Genomic DNA, 4,242 nt, shown 5'->3' on the forward strand with positions numbered 1-4,242 from the left:
AAAATTCAGAAAACGAGACGTTATCCACATGTGGATAACGTCTCGTTTTCTGAATTTTATACACATTTTGTGGATAGTTTGCTTCATAATGTGTATATCTTACTGTTATTGGCCTTTTTTCCGTCTATCATAGGAAACAGAATACGCATCTTTACGAAAAGATAGGATTTCGTCATCCGAACTTTCGATACCCGGAGGTAAAACAGTCGGATCAAAGACAAAGTGATCTTGATCTACAATGGCTTTTGTTTTCACTCGCAATACTCCTGCACTAATTCGTTGTCGATCCTTTGGCCATTCTTTTGTCGGATCATCAGTAGAATCACCTTGTTCTCCTATGACAATTTGTAATCGAAATCGAACTTCTTCTAGCTTTACACGTTCGCTCATTTCTATTCCTAAATAATCTGATGGTAAAGATATAGCTTCCTTAATTGACAATGTTTCTATACCAGCTTCGGGTTCCCATTCGAACTTTACGGGTGTTCTAAAGCCCTGTTCATTTACTAAATAAAATGCATGCACTGCGTAATAGCGACCTGTAGCGTAACTTTTTGTATGTTTAAGTTTGCGTATCATTTGAAAGGCTGCTCGACTTTCTGGATAGGATGCAAAAAGGTTAACCATATCTTTAAAATGGGGCTTTCCATTCTTAAACGATTTCACTGTATTTAATATATCAAAGAATATTTGTGGAGATTTCGTGACAAAGATTGGTAATGTAATACTCACTAAATTAGTTACAGCATCATTTGGTAATTGGAATTGTACAGACATTCCTTTTACTGCAGCAAGAGCATCGGCAGTTGATGGGTTCGGTGAGCTATTTGAAAAACGAACAATTGCTTGAACTTCAGTATCTCTTAAGTGAGAGGCTGTCGTAAACGCTGAGGCTTCACCAGTTGGCGTAAATGTAGCTTCATATAACATCCCTTTTGCATGCGCACGACGATAACCTGGAAATGTTCCTGCAATTTCTTCAATACGGTTTACAGTACTTTTTGCCAATACTGTTTCGGAAGTTTCTACTTTCATATATAATCCCCCTTCAAAACTCATTAAATTTACTTCATTAAATCATGGTTCAAATTCTATTTAGCGTGTACACTAATATTGAATGTTTACTAACAAGATACCCAACATCCAAATTAAACTAACTTAAACAAAAAGGCGGAATTTAAAATGACGAACCAAAACGAAGTAAATTTACCTCCAAAAACGTGTTCTGTAGAACGTTTAGTGACAATGGAGTCTGATGTTGAGAAAGTATTACAAGGACAAAAAACCGCTACTCGTCGTAACGGTCGTTATGCAGATATTGGTGAAATTATGGAACTTAAAGGTACGTCATTTATTGTTGATGCTGTGTATATTCAATCACTTGGTGATTTAACAGATGAACATGCAAAACAAGAAGGCTTCACATCCGTAGAAGACTATAAACAATCTATTTTATCCTACCATCCGGGTATGCCTTGGTTGCCAACAATGACGGTATGGGTGCATGAATTCAGCCCAGTAAAAAAATAAACAATGATTGATTGGTATGTTTTTATAGTTTTCATCCATGTTCTAAGTGCCGCGATTTCAGTTGGTCCACTTTTCGTATTGTTTGCAATCTTAAAAAAGATGCGCGAAGCCGATGCGATACTTGAGACATCTTACATAGCGATTTTCCGCTCTGTGGTCCGTCTAATTAAACATGCGGGTCACGTTCTCGTTGTCTCAGGTATTTTACTAGTTTACCTCGGACCTTGGCCTTGGAGTACTTCTTGGATTGTGATGACAATCGGTCTTATGGTGGTCTCAATTTTCTTCCTTGCCCGTGGATTTTCAAGTACCCTCAAAAAGTTTGTTATCCCTGGTATTGACCGTTTGAAATTGATCGCTAAACTTTACAAAGCTACATGGGTTTATATAACCTTATTGGCATTGATGCTCGCTTTAATGGTCATTAAACCAACATTGTGGTAACGACAAAAAGACGTAAGATGAACAATCATCTTACGTCTTTTTTTGTCTAAATTAATGTCTATTCGAATTTTTCATGCATAATCTCGAGCTAATTTGCCATAGTAAGAACGTATTGATTTCTCGGACGAACCTAAGGAGGACTTCGCTATGGAAGATCACACGAAAATGAGCTGGAAAGAAGATACAGTCATTGGACAATTGACCAATTCTGTGGACAATGTCTCGATAGCTGTTAGTAAAGCTTTTACGAATCCCACAGAGCAATTTATTCAAGAAGCACAAAAAAAGATAGAGCATGCTGATCGGGCAGTCGAAAATGCTCTCAAAAATCAAGGACAAACAGATCCTATTCTTTCACTTCAGAAGGAGTTAGATCAAAAAAAGGAAGAACTAAACACCTTGCACTAATTGAACTAATCTACACTTATAAATTACCCTAAAAATTGTCTAATATTCTATTGCAAAGAACTTCTGTAGCTTGATAATTTGGTTAATGACCCACTAGCTTTTGCTGATGGGTTTTATCCGTTTACATGACAATGCTAAGGGTATAAATAGGGTAGACAAATTATAACCGGAGGTGCTTTTCTATGGAAGAACAAACAAGATCCATCGTCCAACAGTCTTTGAATGCATTATTGAGTAATGAAACGTTTTTACCTGAATTACAAGGAGACATGCGCAAAACAGCATTCACCTCACTCAATGCTATTCTTTCAACACCGAATCAAATACATAAGTCATTTTTACGTGTACCTTTAAAAGATGGCGAAGTGGTACGAATCCCCTCATATCGCGTACATCATAATAATGCGTTAGGTCCTTATAAAGGCGGTATTCGTTTTCATGAAAGTGTTAATGAAGAGGAAGTTGTTAATTTAGCATTTTTAATGACGTTAAAAAACGCTCTTCATAACGTCCCATTTGGTGGAGGCAAGGGTGGAATCGTCATTGACCCTAAAGCATTTTCGGAACAAGAGTTGCAACGGATTTGCATAAAGTACGTTCGTTATTTCAATAACGTAATTGGGCCAGATAATGATATTCCCGCACCGGATGTTGGCTCTGGAGAACGCGAAATGGACTGGATGATGGCGGAATATAAAAAAATCAACCCAGGTAGTCCGTATTTAGGAAGTTTCACAGGAAAAAGCGTAGTAAATGGTGGATCTTTAGGTCGTCGAGAAGCAACTGGGAAAGGCGTATACTTTACATTCCGTTATTTAATACATGACTATGTCACAGCAAACGAGAAGTCATTAGCAGTTTCAACAAATCCTTTTGCAAAAACAGCCCTTGAATTTATAAATAAACCATTAACAATTGCTATCCAAGGGTTTGGTAATGTTGGTTCAATTACTGCTTTAGAAGCATATCGTTGTCAAAATTCACAAAACAAAGTGGTTGCTGTCAGCGATCGAAAGGTAACTTTATATAACGCAGATGGACTAGATATTCCTGCACTTGTTGAATTTACAGCAAAAAATCGTGGTGATTTGCCAACTACGGAAGAACAATTAAAAGAAATAACAGTGAGTGCTGTCATTCAACCTCGCGAAGACATATTAACGATGGATGTTGGTGTATTATTCCTTGCAGCACTTGAAAATCAATTAAATGATCAAAATAAAGAAGAAGTTAAAGCCCGCATTATTGTTGAGGGCGCAAATGCTCCAACGACAACTGAAGCAGATGATTATCTTAGCCAAAAAGGTGTAATTATCATTCCCGACATCTTAGCAAATGCAGGGGGTGTAATTGTTTCCTATTTAGAATGGTTACAAGGTCGTGAAACACAGTTCTTTACTGAAGAAGAAGTGTACAAACAATTACTTGTGAAAATGCAGACAACGATGGATTTAATTCTGCCACAATATTTCGGAGATCCATTCCCTCTTCGACAAAATTGCTATATTCACTCTGTTACTCGTCTTTCAACTGTCTTATACAAACAAGGTAAATTATATTAATATTTGTGGAGCAAATTCAGCAGTTTCTCATCGTGAGAAACTGCTTTTTCTTTTTAATAATTAATAAAGTCGCACAATATGAAAACATTGTGCGACTTTATTTAATTAATCAAATGTTTGTCTTCTCTCCTTGGACCTCCCAAAGAACTGGCACTGCTGTTTTTGTGTAATCTACTTTCATCGTTTCTAATTCAAGACGCATCTTTTCAGTTTCTACGATAAAATTTTCATGTTTTAACTTCTCTAATTCCAACTCATCTTTTAACATACTAGCTTTTATTTTTTGATTATCTTTTAG

6 protein-coding genes are annotated in these 4,242 nt (G+C 36.6%); 4 read left to right on the plus strand and 2 right to left on the minus strand.

What is annotated here, in order from left to right:
- Positions 1-105: 105 nt before the first annotated feature.
- Complete coding sequence (locus AC1DOS_RS18355; RefSeq protein ID WP_477538664.1) at positions 106-1,035, minus strand: catalase family peroxidase; 930 nt, start codon at positions 1,033-1,035, stop codon at positions 106-108.
- A 147-nt stretch (positions 1,036-1,182) separates the two neighbouring features.
- On the opposite strand from AC1DOS_RS18355, the gene AC1DOS_RS18360 reads away from it, so the two are divergent.
- The 4 genes from AC1DOS_RS18360 (at position 1,183) to AC1DOS_RS18375 (ending at position 3,944) form a co-directional block, all read left to right on the plus strand.
- A complete protein-coding gene (locus tag AC1DOS_RS18360) occupies positions 1,183-1,530 on the plus strand; it encodes an ASCH domain-containing protein (RefSeq protein ID WP_477538665.1) in 348 nt (115 codons plus the stop codon).
- A gap of 3 nt (positions 1,531-1,533) precedes the next feature.
- Positions 1,534-1,974 carry a DUF2269 family protein gene (locus tag AC1DOS_RS18365; RefSeq protein WP_477538666.1) on the plus strand — a complete coding sequence of 147 codons (441 nt, stop codon included), beginning with the start codon at positions 1,534-1,536 and terminating at the stop codon, positions 1,972-1,974.
- Between the two features lie 147 nt (positions 1,975-2,121).
- On the plus strand, positions 2,122-2,382 hold the full coding sequence (locus AC1DOS_RS18370; RefSeq protein WP_108584888.1) for a hypothetical protein: 261 nt from the start codon (positions 2,122-2,124) through the stop codon (positions 2,380-2,382).
- A 182-nt stretch (positions 2,383-2,564) separates the two neighbouring features.
- Entirely contained in the window at positions 2,565-3,944 is a 1,380-nt protein-coding gene (locus AC1DOS_RS18375) for a Glu/Leu/Phe/Val family dehydrogenase (RefSeq protein WP_477538667.1), read from the plus strand.
- Between the two features lie 109 nt (positions 3,945-4,053).
- Here the strand turns inward: AC1DOS_RS18375 and AC1DOS_RS18380 are convergent.
- Positions 4,054-4,242, minus strand: a 189-nt coding sequence (locus tag AC1DOS_RS18380; protein ID WP_477538668.1) for a hypothetical protein, incomplete at its 5' end; no start/stop codon positions are given.

The sequence above is a fragment of the Paenisporosarcina sp. P5_A11 genome, from assembly GCF_056400705.1.

Bases quoted from the DNA above. Each gene is read 5' to 3' on its own strand.
- AC1DOS_RS18355 (WP_477538664.1), bottom strand. From the start codon at position 1,035: ATGAAAGTAGAAACTTCCGAAACAGTATTGGCAAAAAGTACTGTAAAC.
- AC1DOS_RS18360 (WP_477538665.1), top strand. From the start codon at position 1,183: ATGACGAACCAAAACGAAGTAAATTTACCTCCAAAAACGTGTTCTGTA.
- AC1DOS_RS18365 (WP_477538666.1), top strand. From the start codon at position 1,534: ATGATTGATTGGTATGTTTTTATAGTTTTCATCCATGTTCTAAGTGCC.
- AC1DOS_RS18370 (WP_108584888.1), top strand. From the start codon at position 2,122: ATGGAAGATCACACGAAAATGAGCTGGAAAGAAGATACAGTCATTGGA.
- AC1DOS_RS18375 (WP_477538667.1), top strand. From the start codon at position 2,565: ATGGAAGAACAAACAAGATCCATCGTCCAACAGTCTTTGAATGCATTA.